General features: G+C 70.1%; 18 protein-coding genes and 1 pseudogene. 10 read left to right on the top strand and 9 right to left on the bottom strand.

Annotated features, from left to right (window positions below):
• Positions 1-2 precede the first annotated feature (2 nt).
• Complete coding sequence (gene mshC, locus CP976_RS09380) at positions 3-1232, top strand: cysteine--1-D-myo-inosityl 2-amino-2-deoxy-alpha-D-glucopyranoside ligase (protein WP_150479916.1); 1230 nt, start codon at positions 3-5, stop codon at positions 1230-1232.
• Between the two features lie 160 nt (positions 1233-1392).
• Here the strand turns inward: mshC and CP976_RS09375 are convergent, their stop codons facing one another.
• From CP976_RS09375 to CP976_RS09350, 6 genes are all read right to left on the bottom strand, one after another.
• Entirely contained in the window at positions 1393-2376 is a 984-nt protein-coding gene (locus tag CP976_RS09375) for a PAC2 family protein (protein ID WP_150479915.1), read from the bottom strand.
• 156 nt (positions 2377-2532) lie between these two features.
• Positions 2533-3204, bottom strand: a complete 672-nt coding sequence (locus CP976_RS09370) for a FadR/GntR family transcriptional regulator (protein ID WP_150479914.1) — start codon at positions 3202-3204, stop codon at positions 2533-2535.
• A 124-nt stretch (positions 3205-3328) separates the two neighbouring features.
• Positions 3329-4945, bottom strand: a complete 1617-nt coding sequence (locus tag CP976_RS09365) for a glycerol-3-phosphate dehydrogenase/oxidase (RefSeq protein ID WP_150479913.1) — start codon at positions 4943-4945, stop codon at positions 3329-3331.
• 8 nt (positions 4946-4953) lie between these two features.
• Positions 4954-6492, bottom strand: a complete 1539-nt coding sequence (gene glpK / locus CP976_RS09360) for a glycerol kinase GlpK (protein ID WP_150479912.1) — start codon at positions 6490-6492, stop codon at positions 4954-4956.
• An 83-nt stretch (positions 6493-6575) separates the two neighbouring features.
• Positions 6576-7370 (bottom strand): MIP/aquaporin family protein, encoded by a 795-nt coding sequence (locus tag CP976_RS09355; RefSeq protein WP_086600090.1) that lies wholly within the window; start codon positions 7368-7370, stop codon positions 6576-6578.
• A gap of 267 nt (positions 7371-7637) precedes the next feature.
• A complete protein-coding gene (locus CP976_RS09350; RefSeq protein WP_150479911.1) occupies positions 7638-8411 on the bottom strand; it encodes an IclR family transcriptional regulator in 774 nt (257 codons plus the stop codon).
• Between the two features lie 351 nt (positions 8412-8762).
• Between CP976_RS09350 and metH the strand changes: the two genes are divergently transcribed.
• The 4 genes from metH (at position 8763) to CP976_RS09330 (ending at position 16861) form a co-directional block, all read left to right on the top strand.
• On the top strand, positions 8763-12284 hold the full coding sequence (gene metH, locus CP976_RS09345; RefSeq protein WP_150479910.1) for a methionine synthase: 3522 nt from the start codon (positions 8763-8765) through the stop codon (positions 12282-12284).
• 170 nt (positions 12285-12454) lie between these two features.
• Positions 12455-13156: an HAD family hydrolase gene (locus CP976_RS09340; RefSeq protein ID WP_150479909.1), complete on the top strand. Its 702-nt coding sequence runs from the start codon at positions 12455-12457 to the stop codon at positions 13154-13156.
• Positions 13157-13564: 408 nt separating this feature from the next.
• Positions 13565-15169, top strand: coding sequence for an ABC transporter substrate-binding protein (locus CP976_RS09335; protein WP_150479908.1), 1605 nt, complete (start codon positions 13565-13567; stop codon positions 15167-15169).
• A 108-nt stretch (positions 15170-15277) separates the two neighbouring features.
• Positions 15278-16861, top strand: a complete 1584-nt coding sequence (locus CP976_RS09330; protein WP_150479907.1) for an ABC transporter substrate-binding protein — start codon at positions 15278-15280, stop codon at positions 16859-16861.
• A gap of 72 nt (positions 16862-16933) precedes the next feature.
• Here the strand turns inward: CP976_RS09330 and CP976_RS09325 are convergent, their stop codons facing one another.
• Positions 16934-17605, bottom strand: a complete 672-nt coding sequence (locus tag CP976_RS09325) for a response regulator (RefSeq protein ID WP_010045368.1) — start codon at positions 17603-17605, stop codon at positions 16934-16936.
• Between the two features lie 14 nt (positions 17606-17619).
• A pseudogene (locus CP976_RS09320) lies at positions 17620-18619 on the bottom strand (RecB family exonuclease).
• A gap of 187 nt (positions 18620-18806) precedes the next feature.
• Here CP976_RS09320 and CP976_RS09315 point away from each other — a divergent pair.
• The 3 genes from CP976_RS09315 to CP976_RS09305 all read left to right on the top strand — a co-directional run bounded on the left by CP976_RS09315 (position 18807) and on the right by CP976_RS09305 (position 22788).
• Positions 18807-20726 (top strand): site-2 protease family protein, encoded by a 1920-nt coding sequence (locus tag CP976_RS09315; RefSeq protein ID WP_150479906.1) that lies wholly within the window; start codon positions 18807-18809, stop codon positions 20724-20726.
• A gap of 236 nt (positions 20727-20962) precedes the next feature.
• Positions 20963-21865 carry a tRNA (adenine-N1)-methyltransferase gene (locus tag CP976_RS09310; protein ID WP_020274881.1) on the top strand — a complete coding sequence of 301 codons (903 nt, stop codon included), beginning with the start codon at positions 20963-20965 and terminating at the stop codon, positions 21863-21865.
• Positions 21866-22209: 344 nt separating this feature from the next.
• Complete coding sequence (locus CP976_RS09305; protein WP_150479905.1) at positions 22210-22788, top strand: hypothetical protein; 579 nt, start codon at positions 22210-22212, stop codon at positions 22786-22788.
• 58 nt (positions 22789-22846) lie between these two features.
• Here the strand turns inward: CP976_RS09305 and CP976_RS09300 are convergent, their stop codons facing one another.
• Positions 22847-23152 carry a ferredoxin gene (locus CP976_RS09300; RefSeq protein ID WP_059419413.1) on the bottom strand — a complete coding sequence of 102 codons (306 nt, stop codon included), beginning with the start codon at positions 23150-23152 and terminating at the stop codon, positions 22847-22849.
• Positions 23153-23398: 246 nt separating this feature from the next.
• On the opposite strand from CP976_RS09300, the gene arc reads away from it, so the two are divergent.
• Both arc and dop read left to right on the top strand, forming a co-directional pair.
• On the top strand, positions 23399-25165 hold the full coding sequence (gene arc / locus CP976_RS09290) for a proteasome ATPase (protein ID WP_086843989.1): 1767 nt from the start codon (positions 23399-23401) through the stop codon (positions 25163-25165).
• Positions 25166-25399: 234 nt separating this feature from the next.
• Positions 25400-26911: a depupylase/deamidase Dop gene (gene dop, locus CP976_RS09285; protein WP_341874594.1), complete on the top strand. Its 1512-nt coding sequence runs from the start codon at positions 25400-25402 to the stop codon at positions 26909-26911.
• Positions 26912-26991: the final 80 nt, after the last annotated feature.

The following is a 26991-nucleotide window of genomic DNA, read 5'->3' as shown; positions in this document are numbered from 1 at the left end:
GCATGCATGCCTGGCCCGCTTCCGAGGTCCCCGCCCTGCCTGGTCAGGGCCGCGACCTGAGGATCCACGACACCGCCACCGGCGGTCTGGTCATCCTCGACCCCGGTCCCGTCGCCCGTATCTACGTCTGTGGCATCACCCCGTATGACGCCACACACATAGGTCACGCGGCGACCTACAACGCGTTCGACCTCGTGCAGCGCGTGTGGCTCGACACCAAGCGGCAGGTTCATTACGTCCAGAACGTCACCGACGTCGACGACCCGCTCCTGGAGCGGGCGCAGCGCGACGGCATCGACTGGGCCGCGCTCGCCGACCAGGAGACGGCCCTCTTCCGCGAGGACATGACGGCCCTGCGGATGCTGCCGCCGCGGCAGTACATAGGCGCCGTCGAGGCGATACCCGGGATCGTCCCGCTCGTCGAGCGGCTGCGGGACATGGGCGCGGCGTACGAGCTCGAAGGCGACGTGTACTTCTCCGTCGAGTCCGACCCGCACTTCGGCAAGGTCTCCGGGCTGGACGCCGCGGCGATGCGGCTGCTGTCCGCCGAGCGCGGCGGCGACCCGGACCGGCCGGGCAAGAAGAACCCGCTCGACCCGATGCTGTGGATGGCGGCCCGGGAGGGCGAGCCCAGCTGGGACGGCGGTTCGCTCGGGCGCGGACGGCCCGGCTGGCACATCGAGTGCGTGGCCATCGCCCTCGACCACCTCGGCATGGGCTTCGACATCCAGGGCGGCGGCTCCGACCTGGCCTTCCCGCACCACGAGATGGGCGCCTCGCACGCCCAGGCCCTCACCGGCGAGTTCCCCATGGCCAAGGCGTACGTGCACGCCGGCATGGTCGCCCTCGACGGCGAGAAGATGTCCAAGTCCAAGGGCAACCTGGTCTTCGTCTCCAAGCTCCGGCGCGACGGCGTCGACCCGGCCGCCATCCGGCTCGCGCTGCTCTCCCACCACTACCGCGCCGACTGGGAGTGGACCGACCAGGTCCTCCAGGACGCCGTCACCCGGCTCGGCCGCTGGCGGGCCGCCGTGTCCCGGCCCGACGGACCGCCGGCGGAGGCGCTCGTGGAGGAGATCCGCGAGGCCCTCGCGAACGACCTGGACGCCCCGGCCGCACTCACCGCGGTCGACCGCTGGACCGCTCGGCAGGAGCAGCACGGCGGCACGGACGAGGGCGCCCCCGGGGTGGTCTCCCGCGCGGTGGACGCGCTGCTCGGCGTCGCGCTGTAACCGGCAACGGACAGAGGGGGCGCCTCCCGAGCGGGAGACGCCCCCTTGGCGTGCGGGTGTCGGGGTGTGGCGCGGGCGTGTGGTGAGGCCGGTGACCCCGGCAGGCCGGGCGCGTCCCTCGCCGCCCGGCACGGGCGCTCCGCGACAGACGAGGCCGCCCTCAGTCCTCCGACGACTCCTCGTCGTCCGTGCCCGGCTTGGGCGGCTTCGGCGGGCGTGTGCGGCCGCTGGGGTTGTCCCGCAGGTACGACGTGCTGTCGCTGCCGTCCGCGGTGGCGTGGCCGCCGGAGGAGGGCGGTCCGCCGCCGTCGCGGCGGCGGAGGTAGCGCTCGAACTCCCGGGCGATCGCCTCGCCCGACGCCTCCGGCAGCTCGGCGGTGTCCCGGGCCTCCTCCAGTGACTGGACGTACTCGGCGACCTCGCTGTCCTCGGCGGCAAGCTGGTCCACGCCGACCTGCCAGGCGCGCGCGTCCTCGGGCAGCTCGCCCAGCGGGATGCGCACGTCGATCAGGTCCTCCAGGCGGTTGAGGAGGGCCAGCGTGGCCTTCGGGTTCGGCGGCTGCGAGACGTAGTGCGGTACGGCCGCCCACAGGGACACCGCCGGTACCCCCGCGTGCGTGCAGGCCTCCTGGAGGACGCCGACGATGCCCGTGGGCCCCTCGTACTTGGTCTCCTCCAGGTCCATGCGGCGGGCCAGGTCCGGGTCGGACGTCGTCCCGCTGATCGGAACCGGACGGGTGTGCGGGGTGTCACCGAGCAGGGCGCCCAGGACGACCACCAGTTCCACGCCGAGTTCGTGCGCGAAGCCGAGCAGTTCGTTGCAGAACGACCGCCATCGCATGGACGGCTCGATGCCCCGGACGAGGACCAGGTCGCGTGGCTTGTCCCCGCCGACCCGGACCACCGACAGCCTTGTCGTCGGCCACGTGATCTTGCGGACGCCGGCTTCCAGGAACACCGTGGGGCGGTTGACCTGGAAGTCGTAGTAGTCCTCGGCGTCCAGTGCCGCGAAGACCTCGCCCTTCCACTCCCTGTCCAGATGCGCGACCGCGGTGGAGGCGGCGTCGCCGGCATCGTTCCAGCCTTCGAACGCGGCCACCATGACCGGGTCGATCAGCTCGGGAACCCCCTCGAGCTCGATCACCCAGCGCCTCCTTCCGACGTGCCCTCGCGTACCCCCCAACCTTACGGCGTGCCAAGGGGGCGCCCGCAGCCCCCTCGCAGGGGGAGTGACCCCATCACTGCCCCGCGATCCACCCCTGAACACCCGGATTCGTCCGAGCTGTCCGTGAGGCCCTGGTCACAGCGTGGAGCGCAGCCACTGCTCCACGCTCGCGATGTGCACCGTCGCCCAGGAACGCGCCGCCTCGGCGTCCCGGTCCCGCAGGGCCGCGAGGATCGCCCGGTGCTCGCGCAGGGTGCGGCCGACCGCGTCCTCCTGGGTCAGGCCGCGCCAGATCCGGGCCCGGGTGGTCGGGCCCGACAGCCCGTCGAGCAGCGAGCACAGCACGGAGTTGCCCGAACTCTGCACGATGCCCCGGTGGAACTCCAGATCGCAGGCGACGAGGTCCTCCACGGACGGGTCGTCGCCGAGCTTGTCGAGCTGGGCCGTCAGCGCGTCCAGTTGCTGCTCACTGATGCGCAGGGCCGCCATGGCCGTCGCGGCCGGCTCCAGGATGCGGCGTACGGCCAGGAACTCCAGGACCGTGTCGTCGCGGTGGAAGTCCACGACGAAGCTCATCGCCTCCAGCAGGAGTTGCGGATCGAGGCTGGTGACGTACGTGCCGTCGCCCTGCCGGACGTCCAGGATGCGGATGAGGGACAGCGCGCGTACGGCCTCCCGCAGGGAGTTGCGGGACAGGCCGAGGTCGGCGGCGAGTTCGCTCTCCTTGGGCAGCCGGTCGCCCGGCCGCAGCGCGCCGGAGACGATCATGCCCTTGATCTTCTCGATCGCCTCGTCGGTGACTGCCATGGCCGGCCTCCCTGTCGCTCAAGACCTCCGACGTATCAGGTCATTATGGGGGTTGGGAACGCGGAAGGGGCGGCTCCGTCGGCGTGGAGCCGCCCCTCCCGGCTACGGGATCCCCGGGTCGTGCCTACTTCTTGTCGAGGAGGTCCTGCACCTTGGCGCGGACGTCGTCCGTGGCCAGGCCGCGGATCGTCAGCGTCGTGCGGCGGCGCAGCACGTCGTCCTGCGTCTCGGCCCACTCGTGGTCCCGGGCCCACACGACCTGCGCCCAGATCTCCGGGGCGTCGGGGTGGACGCGCTCGGCGAGCTCGGGGCTCTCGTTGGCCAGGCGCGCGATGTCGAAGGCCAGCGAGCCGTAGTGCGTGGCCAGGTGCCTGGCCGTGTCGGCCGCCATGCGCGGGCCGGGCGCCGGGCGGTCGGTCAGCAGCCGGTGGGCGACCGCGCGCGGGTTGGCGATGCCGGGCAGCGGCAGCTTCTTCGGCAGGGAGCTGATCGGCTCGAAGTCGTCGCCGAGCGGGTGGCCCGGCAGCGCCTCCAGCTTCTGCATGATCGTCCGGCCGATGTGGCGGAAGGTGGTCCACTTGCCGCCCGCGACGGACAGCATGCCGCCCTTGCCCTCGGTGACCACTGTCTCGCGCTTGGCCTTCGCGGTGTCGCCGGGGCCGCCCGGCAGCACGCGCAGGCCGGCGAAGGCGTAGGTGATGAGGTCGCGGCTCAGCTGCTGGTCGCGGACGGAGAAGGCGGCCTCGTCGAGGATCTGGGATATGTCCTTCTCGGTGACCGCGACGTCCGCCGGGTCGCCCTCGAACTCCTCGTCGGTGGTGCCCAGGAGCAGCATGTCCTCCCAGGGAAGGGCGAAGGTGATGCGGTACTTGTCGATCGGGGTCGCGAGCGCGGCCTTCCAGTGGGAGGTGCGCTTCAGGACCAGGTGCGCGCCCTTCGACAGGCGGATGGAGGGCGCCGCGTTCGGGTCCTCCAGCTTCCGCAGGTGGTCGACCCACGGGCCGGTCGCGTTCAGCACCAGCCGGGCGTTGACGCCGAACTCGTCGCCGGACAGCCGGTCCTTGAGCTCGGCGCCCGTGACGCGGCCCTGGGTGAAGCGCAGGCCGGTCACTTCGGCGTGGTTGAGGACGACCGCGCCCGCCTCGACGGCCCCGCGGACCGTCATCAGCGCCATGCGGGCGTCGTTCATCTGGTCGTCGCCGTACACGGCCACGGCCTTGAGGTTCTCGGTGCGCAGCTCGGGCACGTCCTGTGCCGCCTTGGCGGGGGAGAGCAGGTGCCCGACGCCGTCACCGAAAGCGGAGAGCGCGGAGTAGGCGAAGACGCCCGCCCCGAGCTTCGCCGCGCCGTGCGGCCCGCCCTTGTACACGGGGAGGTAGAAGGTGAGCGGGTTCGCCAGGTGGGGAGCCACCTGCCGGGAGACCGCACGGCGCTCGAAGTGGTTCTCCGCCACCAGCTTCACCGCGCCGGTCTGCAGGTAGCGCAGACCGCCGTGGAGCAGCTTGGAGGAGGCGGAGGACGTGGCACCGGCGAAGTCGCCGGCGTCGACCAGAGCCACCCTGAGGCCGGACTGCGCGGCGTGCCAGGCGGTGGAGATGCCCAGGATGCCGCCGCCGATCACGAGGAGGTCGTACGACGCCTTGGCGAGCTGCTCCCTGGTCTCGGCTCGGCTCGGGTTCGAGCCGGAGGCCGGGTGGGTCCCCAGGGCAGGCACGGACTGCAGGGTGGACTGACTGGTCATGCGGTTTCTTACTCCTCGTCCTCGAGCCAGCCCATGGTCCGCTCGACGGCCTTGAGCCAGCTCTTGTACTCACGGGCGCGGGTGTCCGCGTCCATGCGGGGGGTCCACTCGGCGGCCCGGCGCCAGTTGGCGCGCAGGTCGTCGGTGCTGTTCCAGAAGCCGACGGCGAGACCGGCGGCGTAGGCGGCGCCGAGGCAGGTGGTCTCGGCGACCATCGGGCGCACCACGGGGGCGTCCACGAAGTCGGCGAGGGTCTGCATCAGCAGGTTGTTGGAGGTCATGCCGCCGTCGACCTTCAGGGCGGCCAGCTCGACGCCGGAGTCCTTCGTCATGGCGTCGGCGATCTCCCGCGTCTGCCAGGCGGTGGCCTCCAGGACGGCACGCGCCAGGTGCGCCTTGGTGACGTACCGGGTCAGGCCGGCGATCACACCGCGGGCGTCGGAGCGCCAGTACGGGGCGAACAGGCCGGAGAAGGCCGGGACGAAGTAGGCACCGCCGTTGTCCTCCACCGACAGCGCGAGCGTCTCGATCTCGGCGGCCGTGGAGATCAGGCCCATCTGGTCGCGCATCCACTGCACCAGCGAACCGGTGACGGCGATCGAGCCCTCCAGGGCGTAGACCGTGTCCTGGTCGCCGATCTTGTAGCCGACGGTGGTCAGCAGCCCGCTGTACGAGTTGATGATCTTGTCACCGGTGTTCATCACCATGAAGGTGCCGGTGCCGTAGGTCGACTTGGTCTCGCCCTCGGCGAAACAGGTCTGGCCGAAGAGGGCCGCCTGCTGGTCGCCGAGCGCGGAGGCGACGGGGATGCCGCCGAGCAGGTCGCCCAGCTTGCCGCCGGTGATCTCGCCGTAGACCTCGGCGGAGGAGCGGATCTCGGGCAGGATCTGCTTCGGGACGCCGATCGACTCGCAGATCTTGTCGTCCCACTCCATGGTGTGGAGGTTCATCAGCATCGTGCGGGATGCGTTGGTGACGTCCGTGACGTGCTTGCCGCCGTCGGTACCGCCGGTCAGGTTCCAGATGACCCAGCTGTCCATGGTGCCGAAGAGAATGTCGCCCGCCTCGGCGCGCTCCTTGAGCCCGTCGACGTTGTCGAGCAGCCAGCGGGCCTTCGGACCGGCGAAGTAGGAGGCGAGAGGGAGGCCCGTCTCACGGCGGAAGCGGTCCTGGCCCACGTTGCGGCCGAGCTCGCGGCAGAGGGCGTCGGTGCGGGTGTCCTGCCAGACGATGGCGTTGTGGACGGGCTCACCGGTGTTCCTGTCCCACAGCACGGTCGTCTCGCGCTGGTTGGTGATGCCGATGGCCTTGATGTCGTCACGGGTGATGCCGGCCTTCTCGATGGCCCCGGCGACGACCTCCTGGACGTTGGTCCAGATCTCGGTGGCGTTGTGCTCGACCCAGCCCGGCTTCGGGAAGATCTGCTCGTGTTCCTTCTGGTCGACGGAGACGATCCGGCCGTCGCGGTCGAAGACGATGCAGCGGGAAGAGGTGGTGCCCTGGTCGATGGCGGCGATGAAGGGGCCGGCGGTGTGCGCGTCGGTCACTGTGAGCTCCTGGTAATTCCGGGTTTATGGGGCTTTACGTACGGCGCGTGCTGGAAGTTTCGCAACGGGGGCGAGGATTGCTTCTAAGCGAACGCGACGTTGTAGATGCCTGCCGCGATGGCGCCGCCGATCAGCGGACCCACCACGGGGACCCAGGCGTAGCCCCAGTCGGAGCCGCCCTTGTTGGGCAGCGGCAGCAGGGCGTGCACGATGCGCGGACCGAGGTCACGGGCCGGGTTGATCGCGTACCCCGTCGGGCCGCCGAGGGAGAGGCCGATGGAGACCACCACGAGCGCGGTGATCAGGGCGCCCAGGGTGCCCAGGCCGTTGCCCTTGTCGTTCAGGCCCTGGGTGAGCACGGCGAGCACCAGCACGACGGTGCCGATGATCTCCGTGGCGACGTTCTGCCAGGCGACCCGGACCTCGGGGCCGGTGGAGAAGACGCCCAGCACGGGGCCGGCGCCCTTCTCCTGGGCCTCGACGGCCTTGGCCGTGGTGGCCTGCGCGCCCGGACCGCCGACGATCTCGCGGTCGGTGAGGTGGGCGTGGAACTGGCCGTAGTAGGCGATCCAGACCAGGGCGGCACCGATCATGGCGCCGAGGATCTGTCCGGCCCAGTAGACCGGGACGTTCTTCCAGTCGCCGTCCTTGATCGCGATCGCCAGCGTCACGGCCGGGTTCAGATGGGCGCCGGACAGCGGCGCCGTGGTGTAGACCGCCGTGAGCACCGCGAAGCCCCACCCGAAGGTGATGGCGAGCCAGCCGGCGTTGCGGGCCTTGGATGCCTTCAGCGTGACGGCGGCGCAGACTCCGCCGCCGAGGAGGATGAGTATGGCGGTACCGATGGTCTCGCCGATGAAGATGTCGGAGCTGGACACCCGCGACTCCTTTGTCCTTCGTCCAGGGGTGAAGTTCTAATACCGGCCTGGCGTTGTCACACTCTAGCGCGTATTGCCGGTAGCTGTTCGACAATGTCGACCGATGGACGGGAGTCTTGCTTCGGCGTTACGAGCACGTCAAGGGCTGTGTTGTCGAAAACACGATCGTTACTGATCGCTGCGGCTCGTGGATCTCCGGCGGCAGGTGAGCGTGGGCATGCCGAAGGGCCGGAACGCCCTGCGGCGCCCCGGCCCACTCGTGTCCCGTCAGAACCGCCCGGCGCCCAGGTCCCGCGACACCGCGCGGGCGCAGTCCCGGACCGCCGCGATCAGCTCGGGGCGCAGCGCCCGCTCTTCGTCGGGCCGGCACAGCCGCTCCACGGCGCCCGTGATGCCTACCGCGCCGACCGGCATGCGCCGCCGGTCGTGGATGGGCGCGGCGAGGGAGGCGACGCCCTCCCAGGTCTCCTCGACGTCCGCCGCGTAACCACGCGCGCGTGTGACGTCGAGGATGTGCTCGAAGGCCTCCGGCTCGCACACGGTCCGGTCGGTGAACGCCTTGCGGTCGGCCTCCAGGGCCTCGCTGTGCGCCACGGGGTCGTAGGCGGAGAGCACCTTGCCCAGCGCCGTGGAGTGCAGCGGCTGCATGGCCCCGATCTCCAGGACCTGCCGGCTGTCGTCGGGCCGGAAGACGTGGTGCACGATCAGCACGCCCTGCTGGTGCAGGACACCCAGGTAGACGCTCTCGCCGCTGGACCGGGCCAGGTCGTCGGCCCACACCAGGGCGCGCGCCCGCAGCTCGTGCACATCGAGGTAGGTGGTCCCCAGGCGCAGCAGCTCCGCGCCGAGCTGGTAGCGCCCGGAGGCGTCGTCCTGCTCCACGAAGCCCTCCTGCTGGAGGGTGCGCAGTATGCCGTGGGCGGTGCCTTTGGCCAGGCCCAGCGACGAGGCGATGTCCGACAGGCCGAGCCGCCGCTCGCCGCCCGCGAGCAGGCGCAGCATCGCGGCCGCCCGTTCGAGCGACTGGATGTTCCGTGCCATCGCCGTACTGCCTCCGTCCCCTTCGACCGCCGACCAGCGGCGCCCGCAGCCTTTGTTCGGCAATGCCGAACACTACCGGTCGTTGCCGACCTCTCGCTAATGGCGGGTCACCATTTGTTGCGCCGGCGGGTCGCCGCGTGGTGCACCGGCGACGCGCCGGGGTGCGTCACAAGTGGCTCATCAGTGACACAACCGCCGTCCGGGACGCCATGCGCGTCCGCCCCGTGGACGCCCTGCCCATCCCGGGCCGCTCCCGGTTACGCTGGCGCCGTGCGCCTTTCCCCCGGATGCCCCCCGCGTGTCCGGGCAGCCGCATAGCCGACAGCCGTCGCACTCGAGGGAGCCCTTTACATGGCCTCGTTGCCACCGACCCCTTCCGCAGACAGCCGGACCCGCGTGTCCGCCCTCCGAGAGGCCCTGGCCACCCGCGTGGTCGTGGCCGACGGAGCCATGGGCACCATGCTCCAGGCCCAGGACCCGACGCTCGAGGACTTCGAGAATCTCGAAGGCTGTAACGAGATCCTCAACGTGACCCGGCCGGACATCGTCCGTTCCGTCCACGACGCGTACTTCGCGGTCGGCGTCGACTGCGTCGAGACCAACACGTTCGGCGCCAACCACACGGCCGCGGCCGAGTACGAGATCTCCGACCGGGTGCACGAGCTGTCCGAGGCGGGTGCCCGGATCGCCCGCGAGGTGGCCGACGAGTACGCCGCCGGAGACGGCCGGCAGCGCTGGGTGCTCGGCTCGATCGGCCCTGGCACCAAGCTGCCCACGCTCGGCCACGTCACCTACAGCCTCATCCGCGACGGCTACCAGGCCAACGCCGAGGGCCTGCTCGCCGGCGGCGCGGACGCGCTGCTCGTGGAGACCACGCAGGACCTGCTCCAGACGAAGGCCTCCATCCTCGGCGCCCGCCGGGCCATGGAGGCCACCGGCGTCGAGGTGCCCCTGCTGTGCTCGATGGCCTTCGAGACCACCGGCACCATGCTGCTGGGCTCCGAGATCGGCGCGGCGCTGACCGCGCTGGAGCCGCTCGGCATCGACATGATCGGGCTGAACTGCTCCACCGGCCCGGCCGAGATGAGCGAGCACCTGCGCTATCTGACGCGCCACTCGCGCATCCCGCTGCTGTGCATGCCGAACGCCGGCCTGCCGATCCTCACCAAGGACGGCGCCCACTTCCCGCTCGACCCCGAGGGCCTGGCCGACGCCCAGCAGAACTTCGTCCGCGACTACGGCCTGTCCCTGGTCGGCGGCTGCTGCGGCACCACCCCCGAGCACCTGCGCCAGCTCGTCGAGCGCGTCCGGGAGGCCACCCCGACCGAGCGCAGCCCGCAGCCCGAGCCGGGTGCGGCGTCGCTGTACCAGTCGGTGCCGTTCCGGCAGGACACCGCGTACCTGGCGATCGGTGAGCGGACGAACGCCAACGGGTCGAAGAAGTTCCGTGAGGCCATGCTGGAGGGCCGCTGGGACGACTGTGTGGAGATGGCCCGGGAGCAGATCCGTGAGGGCGCGCACATGCTCGATCTGTGCGTGGACTATGTCGGCCGGGACGGTGTGGCCGACATGGAGGAGCTGGCCGGGCGTTTCGCCACCGCTTCGACGCTGCCGATCGTGCTGGACTCCACCGAGGTGGAGGTGATCCGAGCCGGTCTGGAGAAGCTCGGCGGCCGGGCGGTGATCAACTCGGTGAACTACGAGGACGGTGACGGTCCGGAGTCGCGCTTCGCGAAGGTCACGCAGCTGGCGCGGGAGCATGGTGCCGCGCTGATCGCGTTGACGATCGACGAGGAGGGCCAGGCCCGCACGGCCGAGAAGAAGGTCGAGATCGCCGAGCGGCTGATCGAGGACCTGACCGGGAACTGGGGCATCCACGAGGAGGACATCCTCGTGGACTGTCTGACGTTCACGATCTGCACCGGTCAGGAGGAGTCCCGCAAGGACGGCATCGCCACGATCGAGGGCATCCGCGAGTTGAAGCGGCGTCATCCGAAGGTGCAGACGACGCTGGGTCTGTCGAACATCTCCTTCGGTCTGAACCCGGCCGCGCGGATGCTGCTGAACTCGGTGTTCCTGGACGAGTGTGTGAAGGCGGGCCTCGACTCGGCGATCGTGCACGCGAGCAAGATCCTGCCGATCGCCCGTTTCAGCGAGGAGGAGGTCCAGACGGCTCTGGACCTGATCTACGACCGCCGCGCCGAGGGCTACGACCCGCTGCAGAAGCTCATGCAGCTGTTCGAGGGTGCGACGGCCAAGTCCCTCAAGGCCGGCAAGGCCGAGGAACTGGCCGCGCTGCCGCTGGACGAGCGCCTCAAGCGGCGCATCATCGACGGCGAGCGCAACGGCCTCGAAGCCGACCTGGACGAGGCGCTCGAGTCCCGGCCGGCCCTGGACATCGTCAACGAGACGCTGCTGGAGGGCATGAAGGTCGTCGGTGAGCTGTTCGGCTCCGGTCAGATGCAGCTGCCGTTCGTGCTCCAGTCGGCCGAGGTGATGAAGACGGCCGTGGCCCATCTCGAACCGCACATGGAGAAGGTCGAGGGCGACGAGGCCGGCAAGGGCACGATCGTGCTGGCCACCGTGCGCGGCGATGTGCACGACATTGGCAAGAACCTGGTCGACATCATCCTGACGAACAACGGCTACAACGTCGTCAACCTCGGCATCAAGCAGCCGGTCTCGGCGATCCTTGAGGCCGCCGAGGAGCACAGGGCCGATGTGATCGGCATGTCCGGGCTGCTGGTCAAGTCCACGGTGATCATGAAGGAGAACCTGGAGGAGCTGAACCAGCGCGACCTGGCGGCGAAGTACCCGGTCATCCTGGGCGGTGCCGCCCTCACCCGCGCCTATGTCGAGCAGGACCTGCACGAGATCTACCAGGGCGAGGTCCGCTACGCCCGCGACGCCTTCGAGGGACTGCGCCTGATGGACGCCCTGATCGGCGTCAAGCGGGGTGTGCCCGGCGCGAAGCTGCCCGAGCTGAAGCAGCGCCGGGTCCGGGCCACCGCCCAGGCCGCCGTGGAGGAGCGCCCCGAGGAGGGGCACGTCCGCTCCGACGTCGCCATCGACAACCCCGTGCCCGAGCCGCCCTTCCGCGGGACCCGCGTGATCAAGGGCATCCAGCTCAAGGAGTACGCGAGCTGGCTCGACGAGGGCGCCCTGTTCAAGGGCCAGTGGGGCCTCAAGCAGGCCCGCACCGGCGAGGGCCCGTCGTACGAGGAACTGGTCGAGACCGAGGGCCGGCCCCGGCTGCGCGGGCTGCTGGACAAGCTCCAGACGGAGAACCTGCTGGAGGCGGCCGTGGTCTACGGCTACTTCCCGTGCGTCTCCAAGGACGACGACCTGATCATCCTGGACGAGCAGGGCAACGAGCGCACCCGCTTCACCTTCCCGCGCCAGCGCCGCGGCCGGCGCCTGTGCCTGGCCGACTTCTTCCGCCCGGAGGAGTCCGGCGAGACGGACGTCGTGGGCCTCCAGGTCGTCACCGTCGGCTCGCGCATCGGCGAGGAGACCGCGCGTCTGTTCGAGTCCAACGCCTACCGCGACTACCTCGAACTGCACGGCCTGTCCGTGCAGTTGGCCGAGGCGCTCGCCGAGTACTGGCACGCGCGCGTGCGCTCCGAACTCGGCTTCGCCGGTGAGGACCCGGACGAGATGCAGGGCATGTTCGAGCTGAAGTACCGGGGCGCCCGCTTCTCCCTCGGCTACGGCGCCTGCCCCAACCTGGAGGACCGCGCCAAGATCGCGGACCTGCTCCAGCCGGAGCGCATCGGCGTCCACCTGTCCGAGGAGTTCCAGCTCCACCCCGAGCAGTCCACGGACGCCATCGTGATCCACCACCCGGAGGCGAAGTACTTCAACGCCCGCTGAGCCGCCCCACCGGGCACATTCCACGGCAGCCCCCGGCGTACGCACTGTGTGCCCGGGGGCACAGCGGTTAAACGAGGCACTTCCTCCGCACACGACGTAGACTGGTCGGTCCACTGCAGGCCGGTTCCCACGTGGGAACCGGCCTGATCGTCCCTCAAGGAGGTAGGTGGATGACCAGTACGGTCCCCGCGCTCGGTACACGTACGGCCGAAGGCTCGGCCCTGCAGGCCGTGCTCCTCGACATGGACGGCACCCTGGTGGACACGGAGGGCTTCTGGTGGGACGTCGAGGTCGAGGTCTTCGCCTCCCTCGGCCACGTGCTCGACGAGTCCTGGCGCCACGTCGTCGTCGGCGGCCCCATGACCCGCAGCGCGGGGTTCCTTATCGAGGCCACCGGCGCGGACATCGCGCTCGACGAGCTCACGGTGCTCCTGAACGACGGCTTCGAGGACCGCATCGGCCGCACCCTGCCGCTGATGCCCGGCGCCGGCCGGCTGCTGGCCGAGCTGTACGAGTACGAGATCCCCACGGCCCTGGTCTCCGCCTCGCACCGGCGCATCATCGACCGGGTGCTGACGTCCCTGGGTGCGCACCACTTCGCCCTGACGGTGGCCGGCGACGAGGTCCCGCGGACCAAGCCCCACCCCGACCCGTACCTCGCGGCCGCCGCCGGACTCGGCGCCGAACCCGCCCGGTGCGCCGTCATCGAGGACACGGCGACCGGGGTCGCCGCCGCCGAGGCCGCGGGCTGCCAGGTCGTCGCGGTGCCCTCCGTGGCCCCCATCGCCCCGGCCCTGAGGCGTACGGTCGTCACCTCTCTCGAAGAGGTCGACCTGACATTTCTGCACGGCCTGATGACGGAAATGCGCTAGGTGTTCACCCAGCGTGCAACGGTGTTAGGGCGGTAATTCCGAAGGTGAATTCGAACTCCGCGGAGGATCGAATTTCCGTACCTTCGAACCCGTTTACGGGTGTGACGTTCCCCACGCAGGCCGGGGTCGACGCCAAGTCCGGCGTGTGCTGCGCACCCCCTGTGGGGGGCCGTCGGCGTGCCCTTGTGTCCCGATTGATGGAACGCTGCACCAAAGCTTCCGCTGTCGGGTTTTCGGTGCGTCCACGCCCGGTTCCGCAGCGTGATGGGTGCTCAACTCCGGTGGCGGCGAACCCTCCTGCCGACCGCGACTAATCTCGTTGCGAGAACCTCGCCCCACCCCCGTGATCCGCTGCGCCACCCCTGCATGCCGGGTACACGGAGTCGACAGCTCTGGAGAAACTCGAGCATGAACCGCAAGACTTTGGTGCTGCCGGCCGTGATCGGCCTGCTCGCGCCGGTGCTCGCCGCCTGTGGCGGGTCCGACAGCGGGAGCGACAACGGCGGCGCGATCGTCGTCGGCACCACGGACCGGTTCACCGCCTCGAAGGACGCCCCCGCGCCCCTCGATCCGGCGTACGCCTACGACGTCGGCACCTGGAACATCCTGCGCCAGACCGTGCAGACCCTGATGATCCAGCCGCGCGGCGAGGGCGAGCCGGTACCGGAGGCCGCCGAGCGCTGCGGCTTCACCGACACCGGCAACGAGCGCTACGCCTGCACCCTGCGCGACGGCCTGAAGTTCGCGAACGGCGACCCCGTCACCGCGGCCGACGTCAAGTACTCGATCGACCGGGCCCGTTCCCTCAAGGCCGACAGCGGAGTGTTCGCGCTGCTGTCCACCATCGACACCGTCGAGACGCAGGGCGACCACGAGGTCATCTTCCACCTCAAGACCGCCGACGCGACCTTCCCGTACAAGCTGTCGACACCGGTCGCCGGCATCGTCGACCCCGACGAGTACCCGAAGAACAAGCTGCGTGACGGCTTCGACCTCCAGGGCTCCGGCCCGTACACCTTCAAGGCCGACGTCGAGGACGGCGAGCTGAACAAGGCCGAGTTCACCCGGAACCCCGATTACAAGGGGAGCCTGAAGGTGAACAACGGCAAGATCGACATGGTCTCCTTCAAGGACGCCGGCGCCATGGGCGAGGCGCTGAACAAGGGCGACATCGACCTGATGACCCGCGCCATGTCGCCCGACCAGATCCGCAAGCTCTCGGGCGACGCGGACACCGGCGTCGACCTCGTCGAGATGCCCGGCCTGGAGATCCGCTACCTGGGCTTCAACACCGACGCCCCGACCGTGAAGTCCAAGGCCGTACGCCAGGCGATGGCCCAGATCGTCAACCGCAGCGAGCTGGTCTCCAAGGTCTACGGCTCCCAGGCCGAGCCGCTGTACTCGCTGGTCCCGGCCAGCGTCACGGGTCACTCCAACTCGTTCTTCAACAAGTACGGCGACCCGAACGTCACCAAGGCCCGCTCCCTGCTCAACCAGGCGAACATCACCACCCCGGTGAAGCTGACGCTGCACTACACCACCGACCACTACGGACCGGCCACCAAGAAGGAGTTCGAGGTCCTGCGCGACCAGCTGAACTCCAGCGGCCTGTTCGAGGTCGGCATCAAGGGCACGCCGTGGGACACGTTCCGCCCGGCCGAGAAGAAGGGCGAGTACGACGTCTACGGCATGGGCTGGTTCCCGGACTTCCCGGACGCCGACAACTTCCTCGCGCCGTTCCTGGACAAGGACAACACCCTTGGCTCGCCGTACGACAACAACCAGATCCGCAACACCCTGATCCCGGAGTCCCGCCGTGAGGCGGACCGGCTGTCCGCCGCCTCCAGCCTGACGGACATTCAGGACATCGTCGCCTCCGACGTGCCTGTGCTCCCGCTGTGGCAGGGCAAGCAGTACGTCGCCGCGCGCGACGACATCACGGGTACCGCGTACGCCCTCAACTCCTCGTCGACGCTCCAGTTGTGGGAGCTCGGCCGGGGCGTGAGTGGCTGACGGACCCGCTGGGACCCCGGGGCCGGTGACCGCGGCCCCCGGGGACCCGTGCCCCGGAGCCAGGGACATGCTCCGGGTGTTCTCGAGAACCGACGACAAGGCACACACGTGAACATACGCAACCAGTGGCCGGTCCTGCCCATCGTGGCGGGGCTCGCCTCCGGCCTGCTGACCGGCTGTGGCACGGAGACCGGGGACTCCGCGGGGGACGGCTCCAACGTGGTGGTGGGGATGTCCGACGACGTCCTGGCCACCGATCCGGCCTCCGGCTACGACCCCGGCTCCTGGCTGTTGTTCAACAACGTCTTCCAGTCGCTGCTCAGCTTCCCCAAGGGCGCAACGGAACCACAGCCGGAGGCCGCCGAGAGCTGCTCCTTCACCGACACGCAGACCACGGTCTACAAGTGCACGCTGAAGGACGGCCTCAAGTTCAGCAACGGTGACGCGCTCACCTCCGAGGACGTCAAGTTCTCCTTCGACCGCATGCTGAAGATCAACGACCCGGACGGCCCCGCGGTCATGTTCCCCACGCTGGACGAGGTCGAGACGCCGGACGAGAAGACGGTCGTCTTCCGGCTCAACACGGCCGACGCCACCTTCCCGAGCAAGATCGCCTCGGGTGCCGGCTCCATCGTCGACCACCGTGAGTACGACGCGGACGGGCTGCGCAAGGACGGCAAGGCCGTCGGGTCCGGCCCCTACCAGCTCGACTCGTTCGACGACGAGCAGGCCGTCTTCTCCGTCAACGAGAACTACAAGGGCACCGCCGAGGTGAAGAACACCGGCGTGACGCTCAAGTTCTTCGACGGCGACCAGACCGCCCTCAAGCAGGCCATCCAGAACGAGGAAGTCGACATCGCCTACCGCGGCCTCACCGCCGGCGACGTCGCCGACATGGAGAAGGCCGACGACGGCACCGGCGTCGAGGTCATCGAGGGCAGCAGCGCCGAGGTCCAGCACCTGGTGTTCAACATGGACGACCCGGTCGCCGGAAAGCTCGGCGTCCGCAAGGCCATCGCGCATCTGCTCGACCGCGAAGCCCTCATCAAGGACGTCTACCAGGGCACCGCGACCCCGCTGTACTCGATCATCCCGGCGGGTATCGCCGGCCACAACACGGCCTTCTTCGACACCTACGGCGCCCGCCCCTCCAAGGCCAAGGCCCAGGCCGCGCTGCGCGAGGACGGCATCACCGGCAAGGTGAAGCTGACCCTGTGGTCCACGCCGTCCCGCTACGGCCCCGCCACCGACCAGGAGTTGACCGCCATCGCCGGCCAGCTCAACGCCAGCGGCCTGTTCGACGCCGAGGTCAAGTCCGTCCCCTTCGGCCAGTACGAGAAGGACATCGCCGCCGGCAAGTACGGCGTGTACGTGAAGGGCTGGGTGCCGGACTACCCGGACGCCGACAACTTCACGGCCCCCTTCTTCGGCGAGGGCAACGTGCTGAGCAACAACTACGACAACGGCACCATCACCGGCACGCTCATCCCGCGCACCGCCGCCCTCACCAACCGGGCCGCCACCGACAAGGAGTTCGGGGAGCTCCAGGACATCGTCGCCGACGAACTGCCCGTCCTGCCGGTGTGGCAGGCCAAGCAGTACGCGGTCGTCCGCGACGGCGTCTACGGACTGGAGTACTGCCTCGACGCGTCCACCGTGTTCCGCTTCTGGGAGCTGAGCAAGGACGCCTGACGCACCCGCGCGAAAGAGGGCGCTCCCTGCTCTGCAGGGGGCGCCCTCTTCGTGTTCCGGCGGTGAGGAGGCCTACTGCGCGCCGGGGCGCACCAGACCGCTCTCGTAGGCGTACACCGCGGCCTGCACGCGGTCGCGCAGGCCCAGCTTGGTGAGCACATGCCCGACGTGCGTCTTGACGGTGGTCTCGCTGACGAACAGGTCGGCGGCGATCTCGGCGTTGGACAGCCCGCGCGCCACCAGCTTCAGCACCTCGACCTCGCGGTCGGTGAGCGTGTGCAGCGTGTCCGGCACGGGCTCCTCGCCCGACGGCAGATGCGTGGCGTACTTGTCGAGCAGCCGCCTGGTGATGCTCGGCGCGAGCATCGCCTCCCCCGCGGCCACGACCCGGATCGCCTGCACCAGCTCGTTGGCCGGGGCGTCCTTGAGCAGGAAGCCGCTGGCACCGGCCCGCAGGGCCTCGACCACGTACTCGTCGAGGTCGAAGGTGGTCAGCACCAGGACCTTCGCCGGACCGTCCCGGCCGGGGCCGGTGATCTGCCGGGTCGCCTCCACGCCGTCCATCCGCGGCATGCGGATGTCCATCAGGACCACGTCGGGCTGTAGCGCCCGCACCTGGTCGAGCGCCTGGAGGCCGTCTCCGGCCTCGCCGACGACCGCGAGGTCCTGCTCGGCCTCCAGGATCATCCGGAAGCCCGTACGGAGCAGGGGCTGGTCGTCGACCAGTAGGACGCGGATGGCCACGTAAGTCTCCTTCGCTAGTCCGGCCCCATTCTGCCCTGCGCGAGGCCGCCGGACTCAGCCGCCCTGGCCGGTCTCCCGCAACGGCAGCGGATACGGCGGGGGAGTGCCGCCGAACTCCGGACAGTGGGCCTGGTGATCGCACCAGCCGCACAGCTTCGTGGGGCGCGGCCGCCAGTCGCCCGTCTCGGTCGCCAGCCGGATCGCCTCCCACAGCGCCAGCAGCTTGCGCTCGACCCGCTCCAGGTCGGCGAGGACGGGGTCGTACGTCAGCACCTGACCACTGCCGAGGTAGACCAGCTGGAGCCGCCGCGGGACCACGTTCTTCAGCCGCCAGACGACGAGGGCGTAGAACTTCATCTGGAACAGGGCGCCCTCGGAGTACTCGGGCCTGGGGGCCTTCCCCGTCTTGTAGTCGACGATCCGCACCTCGCCCGTGGGCGCCACGTCGACCCGGTCGATGATCCCGCGCAGCCGCAGCCCGGACTCCAGCTCGGCCTCGACGAACAGCTCCCGCTCGGCCGGCTCCAGCCGGCTGGGGTCCTCCAGGCTGAACCAGCGCTCGACGAGCTGCTCGGCCTCGCCCAGCCAGCGCGCCAGCCGCTCGCCCTGCGGATCGTCGGCGAACAGCTCCACGACCTCCGGCCGCGTCTCCCGCAGCCGGTCCCACTGGCCCGGGATCAGCGACTTCGCCCGCGGTGCCGTGCGCTCGGCCGCCGGGGCGTCGAAGAGCCGCTCCAGGACCGCGTGCACCAGCGTGCCCCTGGTCGCCGCCTCGCTCGGCTTCTCCGGCAGCCGGTCGATGACCCGGAAACGGTAGAGCAGCGGGCACTGCATGAAGTCACTGGCACGCGAGGGGGACAGCGAGGCGGGCGGTATGGCGGTGGGCGCGGTCTCGGTCGCCGTCTCCACCGCCGTCTCGATGACCGCCTCCACGGACCCGGCCGGGACCGGCGGATCCACCGCCGCGGCAGGGCTGCTGTCGGGCTGTGCCGCGCCCTCGGTGCTCGTCTCCATGCCTCAGACCATACGGCCCGCCACTGACAGTGACCCAGCCGCGGTCGCGCCGCGGGCAGGAGCGAGGAGGCGGGGCGGAGGAAACTCAGGGGTGCCGGGGCGGAACGCACCTCGACGGACGCATACCATCGACTCGAGACCCTCCCGTCCGGCAGGCGCGGGAGAAGCAGCGAACGAGGGGACACCGGTGGACGAGAGCGGCGGGCGCGGGCAGCCGCGGTCCGGCAACGAGGAGTCGGCCGATCACGCAGGGCCTCCGGCCCGGGCCACCGACCCCACCTCCGCCGACGAACGGTCCACGGACGTACGGCGGTTCACCTCCACGAGCGACGACGACGCCCCTGCCGCGACGCCGCCGCCCCGGCCGGACGACCGTCCGTCCCCACAGACACCCGGACCGACGGCCGACGCGGCAGCGCCTGAGACCCCCGGCCCCGTCCGCCCGGCCGCCCCGCGTCCGGGAGACCCGGCCCCCGGCCAGAACGCAGCCGCCACGACCGACGGCCCCCCGGACCGGCAATCCCCGGAAGCCTCCCACCAGGAGCACCCGGACAGCCCCGAGACGGATGCCCTGCGCAAGGCCCCGGCTCACGGCGAGAGCCAGGGCAGCCGCCGTTCGGAGGCTGACGCGCACGCGGACGGCTCCGCGGGCGATGCCCTGCGCAAGGCCCCCGCCCACGGCGGGCACGACGGCAGCCGCCCGCCGGAGGCCGACGCGCACCCCGACCGTGCCTTCGCCACCGGCCCGCACACGGACTCTGCCGCGGGCGGGCACGACGGCAGCCGTCCGCCGGAGGCCGACGCGCACCCCGACCGTGCCTTCGCCACCGGCCCGCACATGGACTCTGCCGCGGGCGAGCCTGATGCGAACGGCCAGCACGCCGCCTCCGGCCCCGGTGCCCGTCACCTCGCGCACTCGGCGGACGGCAAGGGCCCCGCGCCCCAGCGCCCCCCGGAGCCGCGAGGCGGACTGTTGATGGGGCGGCCGTTCGGCGTGCCCGTCTACGTCGCGCCCAGCTGGTTCCTCGTCGCCGCGCTGATCACCTGGGTGTTCGGCGGACAGCTCGAGCGCGTGCTGCCCGAGCTCGGCGCCTCCCGCTACCTGGTCTCCCTGTTCTTCGCGGTCGCCTTCTACGCGTCCGTACTGGTGCACGAACTGGCCCACACGGTCGCCGCCCTCCGCTTCAAGCTCCCGGTCCGCCGTATCCAGCTCCAGTTCTTCGGCGGCGTCTCCGAGATCGAGAAGGAGGCCGAGACCCCCGGACGGGAGTTCGTGCTCGCCTTCGTCGGGCCGCTGCTCTCCCTCGTCCTGGCCGGCGTCTTCTACGGCGCCGTACAGACCGTGGAACCCGGGACCGTCCCGGGCGTCCTGCTGGCCGGTCTGATGATCTCCAACCTCATCGTGGCCGCGTTCAACCTCCTGCCCGGCCTGCCCCTGGACGGCGGCCGCATGCTCCGTGCGGTCGTCTGGAAGATCACCGGCAAGCCGATGACCGGCACCGTCGCCGCCGCCTGGGTCGGCCGCGCCCTCGCCGTCTCCGTCCTGATCGGCCTGCCCCTGCTGACGCAGTCCGGCGCCCTCGGCACCGAGGCCGTGGACAACGTCGGCATGGACACCGTCCTGGACGCCCTGCTCGCCGCCATCCTTGCCGCGATCATCTGGACCGGCGCCGGCAACAGCCTGCGCATGGCCCGCCTGCGCGAGCACCTCCCCGAACTGCGCGCCCGTGCGCTCACCCGCCGTGCCGTCCCGGTCGAGACCGACACCCCGCTCTCGGAGGCCCTGCGCCGCGCCAACGCCGCCGGCGCCCGCGCCCTGGTCGTCGTCGACGCCCACGGCAACCCCGTCTCCCTTGTCCGCGAGGCCGCCATCGTCGGCGTACCCGAACACCGCCGCCCCTGGGTCGCGGTCAGCGGCCTCGCCCAGGACCTGACCGACGGCATGCGCGTCTCGGCGGAACTGTCCGGCGAGGAGCTCCTGGACGCCCTGCGCGCCACCCCGGCGACCGAGTACCTGGTGGTCGAGGAGACCGGCGAGATCTACGGCGTCCTGTCCGCGGCCGATGTGGAGCGGGCCTTCGTGAAGGCCATGGCCCGTCCCTCCTAGGGCCTGTCGTTTGGATCAGGTCGCGGGGAATCGGCGGCATCTCTTCAGCGCCGGTGAGCGGGGGCTGGTGCGTGCAGCTGCAAGGCGGAGGAGGGAGTCAACGCGGAGCGTTGGCGACTGACGACAACGCCGCAGATGCGCGTGCCAGGCCCCGCGTCTGCGACCTGATCCAAACGACAGGCCCTAGTGGCCGGACCGTGGTCGGAGGCCCTCTCAGGTGCCGGTAGGCTGGTCACATGTCCGAACCGACCGGTGCCGCCCGCAGGCGCGGGCCCTTCAAGGTCGGGGACCAGGTACAGCTGACCGACCCCAAGGGCCGCCACTACACGTTCACGCTCGAGGCCGGGAAGAACTTCCACACCCACAAGGGTTCCTTCCCCCACGACGAACTGATCGGCGCTCCCGAGGGCAGCGTTGTCCGCACCACAGGAAACGTCGCCTACCTCGCGCTGCGCCCCCTGCTCCCCGACTACGTCCTGTCCATGCCCCGCGGCGCCGCCGTGGTCTACCCCAAGGACGCGGGGCAGATCCTGGCGTTCGCCGACATCTTCCCCGGCGCCCGCGTCGTGGAGGCCGGGGTCGGCTCCGGCTCGCTCAGCAGCTTCCTGCTGCGCGCCATCGGCGACCAGGGCATGCTGCACAGCTACGAGCGCCGCGCGGACTTCGCCGAGATCGCCCAGGCGAACGTGGAGCGCTACTTCGGCGGCCCGCACCCCGCCTGGCAGCTCACCGTCGGCGACCTCCAGGACAACCTGTCCGACGCCGACGTCGACCGCGTCATCCTCGACATGCTCGCCCCCTGGGAGTGCCTGGAGGCCGTGTCCAAGGCGCTGGTCCCCGGCGGCATCCTGTGCTGCTACGTGGCGACCACCACCCAGCTCGCCCGGACCGTCGAGTCCATCCGCGAGATCGGCTGCTTCAACGAGCCGACCTCCTGGGAGACGATGATCCGCAACTGGCACATCGAGGGCCTGGCCGTCCGCCCGGACCACCGGATGATCGGCCACACCGGCTTCCTGCTCACCGCCCGCCGCCTCGCCGACGGTGTCGAGCCGCCCATGCGCCGCCGCCGCCCCGCCAAGGGCGCCTACGGCGAGGACTACGCCGGCCCCAACGCCGACGGCGGCACCGGCCGCTGAGACGGCCCGCCGCCCCGCACAACGCACAGGCGCCGTGGCGGAGTTCCCGGACCCGGTCCGAACTCCGCCACGGCGCCTCACTGTTGTCCGGGGTGGCCGTGGCGAGTGAACCAGCGCGTGTGTGTCTTGACCTGAAACAGGCCCCCCACGGCCCGCCCTTCCGACGTGCCACGGGCCGGCAGCGGCCCCGCGCCGGCAGGCGCTCGCTGACACAGCGGCAGGGACCGTAACCCTTCTGACTTCCCCGGCACGGGACGTGCACACCCCGCCGTTCCCTCGCCGTGTGACGTGTGGCACCATGCTGGCCACCCCACCACCGGCACAGCCCTCAGGAGACACTCCTAGTGCAGCCTTCCGCCGTCCCGGAGCTCGCCCACACCCACACCCGACCCATCCACTGGCTCGCCACCGCGACGGCCGTCGCCGGTGTCGTGGCCCTCTCCTCGGTCCTCCAGCCCGGCGCGGCGACGGCCGCTCAGCCGTCCGCCCCCGAGACCAGAAGCGCGCCGGCGAGCGCGGCCGCGCCCGACCCGGCCGCGGTGGAGTTCCCCCTCGAGTGCGGCCCGGTGAAGGCCGTGGTGAAGAAGAAGGCCTCCGGCGACCTCGACGGCGACGGACAGCCCGAGACGGTGGCCGTGGTCCACTGCGACTCCCCGATGGGCACCCCGCCGGACGGCGTGTACGTCCTCACCCGGGGCGCCGACGGCGGCGCACCGCGCGTGGTGGCGACCCTGCTCGACCCCAAGGACGGCACCACCGTCAGCGACTTCGCCGTACGCGACGGCGCCGTCACGGCCGCGCTGCTCGGCTACTCGTCGCCCGATGTGCCCCGTTGCTGCCCTGATGTGCACAGCGACGCGAAATGGCGTTGGCAGAACGGCGCGTTCGTGCGCTCGGCACCGGCCGGTGCCCGCAGCGTGTGAGGACCGTGCGCATCATGTGTGAGATATCAGACAGTAGTAACCGAACGTAGAGAAGTAGTCACTCCGCGTCTGGTCCGTAGACTTCAGCCCTGTCCGAAACTCGACGTACGTGGATGCAGTCGCCCGGACACTCCTTCGCCGAGTCGATCACGTCCGTGAGAAGCGGCAGGGGAACGGGCGTTGTCGCGCCCTTGTCCTGGAGCAACTCGTCGTCGGCGCTCTTCACATAGGCCAGACCGTCGATGTCCAGCTCGAACACCTCGGGCGCGTACTGGGCGCAGATGCCGTCACCGGTACACAGATCCTGGTCGATCCAGACCTCCAGTGCCTCGCCCTCGACTCCGGCCTCCTGCTGCACGCTCATGTCTCCTGCCGTTTCATACGTCGAGCCGTATCGGGAATCCGGCCAGCTCTGACGGGTGTTGAACGCTTCGACCCTACCTCCGGCTGGGTTCCAATCATGTTCGCTGGGTATTCCCCTGGCGTGAGGGAGAGCGCAAGGGTGAAGATCGGACACACCCCGACCGTCTTTGTGATCTAGGGGTTTCAATCGACACCCGCCCAGGTAGGGTCTGGAAGCGTCCAGCTCCCCTTGGAGGAGGTGAGGACCGTGGCAGCCCACGACGACGACATGAACCGCGGCATCCGCCCGGGACGCGGGTCCGACGACCCGGCCGGGCAGATTGCCTACCTTGAGCAGGAGATCGCCGTCCTGCGACGCAAGCTCGCCGACTCTCCGCGGCACACGAGGATTCTCGAAGAGCGGATCGTCGAGCTGCAGACCAATCTGGCCGGCGTGTCCGCACAGAACGAGCGACTCGCCAACACGCTCCGTGAGGCCCGTGACCAGATCGTGGCCCTCAAGGAGGAAGTCGACCGGCTCGCGCAGCCGCCGGCCGGCTTCGGTGTCTTCCTGACGGCGAACGAGGACGGCACCGCCGACATCTTCACCGGCGGCCGCAAGCTCAGGGTGAACGTCAGCCCCAGCGTCGAGCTCGACGAGCTCCGGCGCGGCCAGGAAGTGATGCTCAACGAAGCGCTCAACGTGGTCGAGGCCATGGAGTACGAGCGCGTCGGTGAAATCGTCACCCTCAAGGAGATCCTCGAGGACGGCGAGCGGGCCCTGGTGCTCGGGCACACCGACGAGGAGCGGGTGGTACGGCTCGCCGAGCCGCTGCTGGACGTCACCATCCGCGCCGGCGACGCCCTCCTGCTCGAACCGCGCTCCGGCTACGTCTACGAGGTCGTGCCGAAGAGTGAGGTCGAGGAGCTCGTCCTCGAAGAGGTCCCCGACATCGGCTACGAGCAGATCGGCGGCCTCGGCGGCCAGATCGAGGCCATCCGCGACGCGGTCGAGCTCCCGTATCTGTACCCGGACCTGTTCAAGGAGCACGAACTGCGGCCGCCGAAGGGTGTCCTGCTGTACGGGCCCCCTGGATGCGGTAAGACCCTGATCGCCAAGGCCGTGGCCAACTCGCTGGCCAAGAAGGTCGCCGAGGTGACCGGCCAGGCCCAGGGCAAGAGCTTCTTCCTCAACATCAAGGGCCCCGAGCTCCTGAACAAGTACGTCGGTGAGACGGAGCGGCAGATCCGCCTCGTCTTCCAGCGGGCCCGTGAGAAGGCCAGCGAGGGCACCCCCGTCATCGTCTTCTTCGACGAGATGGAGTCCCTCTTCCGCACCCGTGGCTCCGGTGTCAGCTCGGACGTGGAGAACACCATCGTCCCGCAGCTGCTCGCCGAGATCGACGGTGTGGAGGGCCTGCAGAACGTGGTCGTGATCGGTGCCTCCAACCGTGAGGACATGATCGACCCCGCCATCCTGCGGCCCGGCCGGCTGGACGTGAAGATCAAGATCGAGCGTCCGGACGCCGAGGCGGCCAAGGACATCTTCGGCAAGTACCTCACCGAGCGCCTCCCGCTGCACGGCGACGACCTCGCCGAGCACGGCGGCTCCAAGGCCTCCACGGTCCAGAGCATGATCCAGACGGCCGTCGAACAGATGTACGCCGAATCCGAGGAGAACCGCTTCCTGGAGGTCACCTACGCCAACGGTGACAAGGAAGTCCTCTACTTCAAGGACTTCAACTCCGGCGCCATGATCGAGAACATCGTGGGCCGCGCCAAGAAGATGGCGATCAAGGACTTCCTCGAGAAGAACCAGAAGGGACTCAGGGTCTCCCACCTCCTCCAGGCCTGCGTGGACGAGTTCAAGGAGAACGAGGACCTGCCGAACACCACCAACCCGGACGACTGGGCCCGAATCTCCGGCAAGAAGGGCGAGCGGATCGTGTACATCCGTACGCTCATCACCGGAAAGCAGGGCGCGGACACCGGACGCTCCATCGACACGGTGGCGAACACCGGTCAGTACCTGTAAAAGGCAGGGCGGCTGCGGGTGCCCTCGGCGGGTACCCGCAGCCGACTGTTTTTCAGGCCACGGCTGGAGCAACGCAATGACGCAAATGATCTCCCCACCAGCGCAAAGGCGTTCTAGGCTCTTGCGTACCGCCAAGTCGCGCAGTGCGGGGACGGGCACCGCACACGCAACCGAGCGCCAGCGGTATCTGAGTGGCGCCCACGACCGAGGGCGCCGCCGGGCAAGGAGGGCCGCATGACCGTACGGCGAGTAATGGGCATCGAGACGGAGTACGGGATCTCCGTCCCCGGCCACCCCAACGCCAATGCCATGCTCACCTCGTCCCAGATCGTGAACGCCTACGCGGCGGCGATGCACCGGGCCCGCCGGGCCCGCTGGGACTTCGAGGAGGAGAACCCGCTGCGGGACGCCCGAGGCTTCGACCTCGCCCGCGAGGCCGCCGACTCCAGCCAGCTCACCGACGAGGACATCGGCCTGGCCAATGTGATCCTCACCAACGGCGCACGGCTCTACGTCGACCACGCGCACCCCGAGTACAGCGCCCCCGAGGTCACCAACCCGCGGGACGCCGTCCTCTGGGACAAGGCCGGCGAGCGGATCATGGCGGAGGCCGCGGAACGGGCCGCCCAGCTGCCCGGTGCCCAGCCGATCCACCTGTACAAGAACAACACCGACAACAAGGGCGCGTCCTACGGCACGCACGAGAACTACCTGATGAAGCGGGAGACCCCCTTCTCGGACATCGTGCGCCACCTCACGCCGTTCTTCGTCTCCCGCCAGGTCTTCACCGGCGCCGGCCGCGTCGGCATCGGGCAGGACGGGCACGAGCACGGCTTCCAGCTCAGCCAGCGAGCCGACTACTTCGAGGTCGAGGTCGGCCTGGAGACGACGCTCAAGCGCCCGATCATCAACACCCGCGACGAGCCGCACGCCGACGCCGAGAAGTACCGCCGTCTGCACGTGATCATCGGCGACGCGAACCTGTCGGAGATCTCGACGTACCTCAAGCTGGGGACGACCTCCCTGGTCCTGTCGATGATCGAGGACGGCTTCATCGCCGTCGACCTGGCCGTCGACCAGCCCGTCCGCACCCTCCACCAGGTCTCGCACGACCCGTCCCTGAAGCGCCTGATCACGCTGCGCAGCGGCCGTACGCTCACGGCGGTCCAGCTTCAGATGGAGTACTACGAGCTCGCACGCAAGTACGTGGAGGAGCGGTTCGGGGCCGACGCCGACGACCAGACCAAGGACGTCCTGTCCCGCTGGGAGGACACCCTCACCCGCCTGGAGCACGACCCGATGAGCCTGGCCGGCGAGCTGGACTGGGTCGCCAAGCGGGAGCTGATGGAGGGCTACCGGCGCCGGGACAACCTGGAGTGGGACGCGGCGCGGCTGCACCTGGTCGACCTCCAGTACGCCGACGTACGGCCCGAGAAGGGCCTGTACAACCGTCTGGTGGCCCGCGGTCGCATGAAGCGACTGCTGGACGAGGCGGACGTCGAGCGGGCCCGTACGGCGCCGCCGGAGGACACCCGCGCGTACTTCCGCGGCCGCTGCCTGGAGCAGTACGCGGACGACGTGGCGGCGGCCTCCTGGGACTCGGTGATCTTCGACCTGCCGGGCCGGGACTCCCTCCAGCGGGTTCCAACCCTGGAACCGCTTCGCGGAACGCGTAATCACGTCAAGGAGCTGCTGGATCGCTGCCGCACGGCGGAAGACCTGGTCAGGGTCCTTTCGGGCGGGTGAGCGCGTTCAGCGGGTACTCGGGTGGGGCCCGCCGGACAGGGTGGAAAATCCCAGGTCCGGGAATCATCGAGGTGGTCCCC

It is taken from the genome of Streptomyces coeruleorubidus, assembly GCF_008705135.1.
GTDB lineage: Bacteria > Actinomycetota > Actinomycetes > Streptomycetales > Streptomycetaceae > Streptomyces > Streptomyces coeruleofuscus.
Note: the sequence above shows the minus strand (reverse complement) of the source record. Positions and strands in the feature narration are given on the sequence as shown.